At 39.0% G+C, this 4,110-nt stretch carries 4 protein-coding genes and 1 tRNA gene; all 5 read left to right on the forward strand.

The genetic code is table 11. From position 1 onward, the window contains the following. Positions 1–127 precede the first annotated feature (127 nt). The 5 genes from M3P05_RS20120 to M3P05_RS20140 all read left to right on the forward strand — a co-directional run bounded on the left by M3P05_RS20120 (position 128) and on the right by M3P05_RS20140 (position 4,018). Positions 128–481 (forward strand): hypothetical protein, encoded by a 354-nt coding sequence (locus tag M3P05_RS20120; protein ID WP_249701921.1) that lies wholly within the window; start codon positions 128–130, stop codon positions 479–481. An 84-nt stretch (positions 482–565) separates the two neighbouring features. After that, a complete protein-coding gene (locus M3P05_RS20125; protein WP_249701922.1) occupies positions 566–1,651 on the forward strand; it encodes a GTP pyrophosphokinase in 1,086 nt (361 codons plus the stop codon). A gap of 431 nt (positions 1,652–2,082) precedes the next feature. Next, positions 2,083–2,171, forward strand: a tRNA-OTHER gene (locus M3P05_RS20130). Positions 2,172–2,180: 9 nt separating this feature from the next. Beyond that, a complete protein-coding gene (locus M3P05_RS20135) occupies positions 2,181–2,987 on the forward strand; it encodes a hypothetical protein (RefSeq protein WP_249701923.1) in 807 nt (268 codons plus the stop codon). Between the two features lie 128 nt (positions 2,988–3,115). Continuing rightward, positions 3,116–4,018 carry a hypothetical protein gene (locus M3P05_RS20140; RefSeq protein ID WP_249701924.1) on the forward strand — a complete coding sequence of 301 codons (903 nt, stop codon included), beginning with the start codon at positions 3,116–3,118 and terminating at the stop codon, positions 4,016–4,018. Positions 4,019–4,110 lie beyond the last annotated feature (92 nt).

Below are 4,110 nucleotides of genomic sequence, written 5' to 3' on the forward strand. Positions count from 1 at the left end.
GGACTGCGCCTGGCGGCGCAGCCCCTTACGCGGGCGTTACCCGCTGGGGGAGTTTCTTTTATATTCCCCCTGCTCTTTCAAAGCTAAACCGTGACAAAAAGCAGTTCAGAGAAGCTGGCAAGACATATTGAGTTTGCCATTTATTTATCCTGATAGTTGGTCAATTCAACGTGTTTATCCGGCAAACATTGTTCGGGCTGCTTCCCAGTTTCGCCAGCATCAGCATTTGTGTTCAAAAGGTTTCGTGTCGCTGGGTAGTCAAAGTTTCAAGGCAAGCATTTTGCATTTGCGTGGTGTAAAAATCCGGGTTCAACCAACACCGCACTCAACTATCTCAAAGCTGGCAGTCTGCGCCAGCAGTTTGCCACAAATTTATTCTGCTAACTCAGCAAACAAACGTGTTCATCCTGGAAGTTGGTCATTACTGCTTCCGAGTAATGCCAGCATCAACAACTTTCTAAATCGCCGTACGCGCGGGTAACAAGTGCATCAAAGGGACGCCGCCTGCGGCGGCGCCCCTCATGCAAGCGTTAGCCGCCCCCCCACCTGCCATAAAGGAGTATCAATGGCATCTTTAGATTTTGATATCGAAAAGCATTCTTTTCGTGAGTATTATTCAGACAATTTAGGACTTCTTGAGGGAGCTAATAATTCTTTCTGCACTTTAATTGAAGCACTTCTCACGCATTCTGGTGGAATTGCAATCTCAAAAATTGAAGGCAGAGTAAAAGATAAAGAAGAATGTATTAGAAAATTTAACCTTAAGTATAGAAAAGCTCTAGAAGCCTCAGAAACAGAATACGAAATCAAAGATCATATTACAGACTTGATAGGTCTTCGAGTAGTTTGCTTGTACGAAGATGATATTGAAAACATCCAAGATGTATTGAAAGAACATTTTGATGTTATAGATGTTACAGATAAAATCTCACAAATTGAAAGCACAGAAGATTCTTTTGGTTACAAAGGACTTCACTTAGATCTTAAGTTAGGTCAAGAAAGAAGAAACATGCCAGAGTATCGAGCTTTTCTAGACTTTAGTTTCGAGATTCAAATAAGAACAATAATTCAAGACTCATGGAGCGTTCTTGATCATAAAATCAAGTACAAAAAATCAATTCCAAATCGCCTAAAGAGAAGAATAAACACTCTTGCTGCTTTATTTGAATTGGCGGATAGAGAATTTAGAGAAATAAGAACTTCAACAGAAGCAGAGATACAGAAAGCAAAAGAAGATGATGATGCGGATATTCAGTCTGAAATACAAGAGTGTGCATCAGGAACAAAGCCACCTACAAGAAAGGCTCAAGGCAACGGGCTATTAACAGCATTCGGTTTCTTGAAAATTGCTAACCACTTCTTCAACAAACACGAATTTGAACCACACAAAGTTGATGGTTTTACTTTGGAGATAATCTCTATGGAGCCGGAGATTACAAGAACAAAGTTCAATGAACATATGAAGGCAACAATATCTAAAGTTAAAGAATATCAACAACATTTTGAAAGTATCGAAGGATCAAGTGATAAACTTAATCCATACACAATAATTCGGCACTGCTTATATCTCAGCGATAAAAATACTTATTCATCAATACTAACCAACGTTTCAAAAGAAGCATTTGAGCAGTGGCTTCAACAGCACGGCTAACAAGTGCAGGCAAGGGACTGCGCCTGCGGCGCAGCCCCTGATGCAAGCGTTAGGTGGCCTTGCCCAGAAATCGAGGCAGGGAAGATTTTTTGCAAATGAATTTTCAACATTGTGCAATGCTGGCGTTGTGAAAGTTCAGCGTTGCTGTTTTCCGAGTCACTCGTAAATTGGTTTCGTGTTGGTGTGCTATTCGTTTCCAACTCGTCTTGCTATCTTTCTTTGGTACTCGCACAGTTGCAACGCCAGCAGTCACCTTTACCATTGCCTTCATATCAGTTTGTGGCAGGCATTTAAGTTATCCTGCCGAATCAAAGTTGTCGGCACACCTAACAAGCGCGTCAATCGGGACTGCGCCTGGCGGCGCAGCCCCTTACGCGGGCGTTATGTGTACGATTGACTATCGTGCGTTCGTCGTGTATTTTGGCGCTTTTGATGTCATCGTCTAATTGGAAAGACACTAGAAACTAAAAGTGAATTTTTAAATCTAGAAATGCAGGTTCGAGTCCTGACAACATCACCAAGGTTATAAATGGCCGCAACTAAATATCTTCAGTTTTTATTAGATGAAATTGGACACAGTGTACACAACTTAAACACTATTGCTGTTTCATTATCCAACTTGCCTTCAGAGCCTACTGTGAACCCATCACTAAATATAAGATGGGAGCCAAAAAATGTTAAAGCCTCCAGTATTTCGGCTAGAAGATTTGCAATAAGATCCTCTATCGTTTTTGCTACTGAATTACTTTTTGAATATCTATCTAGCATCAGTGACGATGTTTTTTGGAAATCTACTGACCAAGAGTTGAATTTCAAGAAGCCACTTGCAGCGCATGACTCTAAGGCAAAAAGGTTTAGTGAGTTCTGTAAAAATGTTCCTGGCATCGAGCACGAATGGATTTTGCTTGTAGAACTTATGTGTCATTGGCGCAATAGAATCGTGCATGCAAGTACATCTAAAGCTCAACTATCTTCTTCTGACAGAAAATACCTAGAAGAAAAGTCATCAGATATATACAATCACTTTCATCACTTTGATGTAATTAAAACACTTAGTGATTATGAGGCTGATAAAGTAACACTAAAAGAAGCTACAACTCTCATTACATTCCTCATAAAATGCTGCCGAAAAATAGATGAGTACTATTTCTCATCAATTAATCAACTAAGTACAGAATATTTCGTTAAAACCTTAGAAACTGATGAGCAGCTTATAAAAATTGCGAAGCAACAAGAAAGCTCAAAAAGACAACGACAGATAGCACGCTACATAAAAGTCACTTTCAGTCACTTACCTGAAGACAAGCTAGCTGGCATTGTGCAAATGTACACATAACAAGGCCATCCAGCCGACCGCCTGCGGCGTCGGCTGATGGCGGCGTTATGTTCAGTCAAAGCACCGATAGAACCGTGAATTTATCTTATTCATGGTAATTAACATTAATCAATATATGCAGTAAAAAAATGAATAAAATACTTATCGCATTTTTTATTTTGTTTGCAGCATCTACCTCTTATTCGGATCAAAACGATGATTTCAACTATCTCATGAACGAGAGAGTATCGTTATTTGATTTTGGCATATATAGGTTAAATGGTAGATTGAGCAAAATAAAACAAGAAAAAACATTTACGCTTAAAATGGTTGATGGTGATACTAAAGTTAACTTGAATAATAATACTCTAACAATAGACTTGATATTTAGCTATACACCAACAGAAGGTGAGAAAGATTACATGCCAGATTTATTCTGTGCTGTATCACTCGAACAATTTAAAGAGAGATTTTCTAACTTCCATGAAAATTCAGATACTGGGGTTAAAGCTGCTTTAAATACTGTATTTAAGCACGTCGGCTATCAGAGTAACGATAGACCTTCATCTGTTGTGGAATCATTATATAACTCAACAATTGTGAAGGCGACATTATATGATTTCAAAAACCAAAAAAAATCAAAACCTGAAGCAAGCTGTTCCAAAAGAATAATGGATATAAAAACTACTAGTGATTACAAAGAGAAAAAAGAGATATCTAAAGAGGATGTCAATAAAGCGATAGGTAGTGCAGCCTTTAGTGCCATGACTCTCGATACATTTAATTCGAAGTGCTACAGCAATGGTTATACAACTAATAATTATTTAAATGGAGTTAAAAAAATCGCTAAGAGTCGTTGGAGTATCGACTACATCAGCATGGCCTCTAAAATAGAAAACCTGCATGGAAGAAACTTTGAGCAAGAGGCTCAAAACCTTGTGAATCATGCTCTTAAAAAATTCAGCGGGTGCAATACTGAAAAAATGAAAGTCTGGCTAGATCAAGCTCACGAAATTCATGACCAAAACATGCGTGCGCTGCACTCTGCCTAGATACCAGCAAATTATTTCTAATCGCTTAATCGTAACTATGCAAAAAGAACATAACAAGTGCGTCCAGGCGACCGCCTACGGCGGCGCCTGAC

It is taken from the genome of Parendozoicomonas callyspongiae (assembly GCF_023502345.1).
GTDB lineage: Bacteria > Pseudomonadota > Gammaproteobacteria > Pseudomonadales > Endozoicomonadaceae > Sansalvadorimonas > Sansalvadorimonas callyspongiae.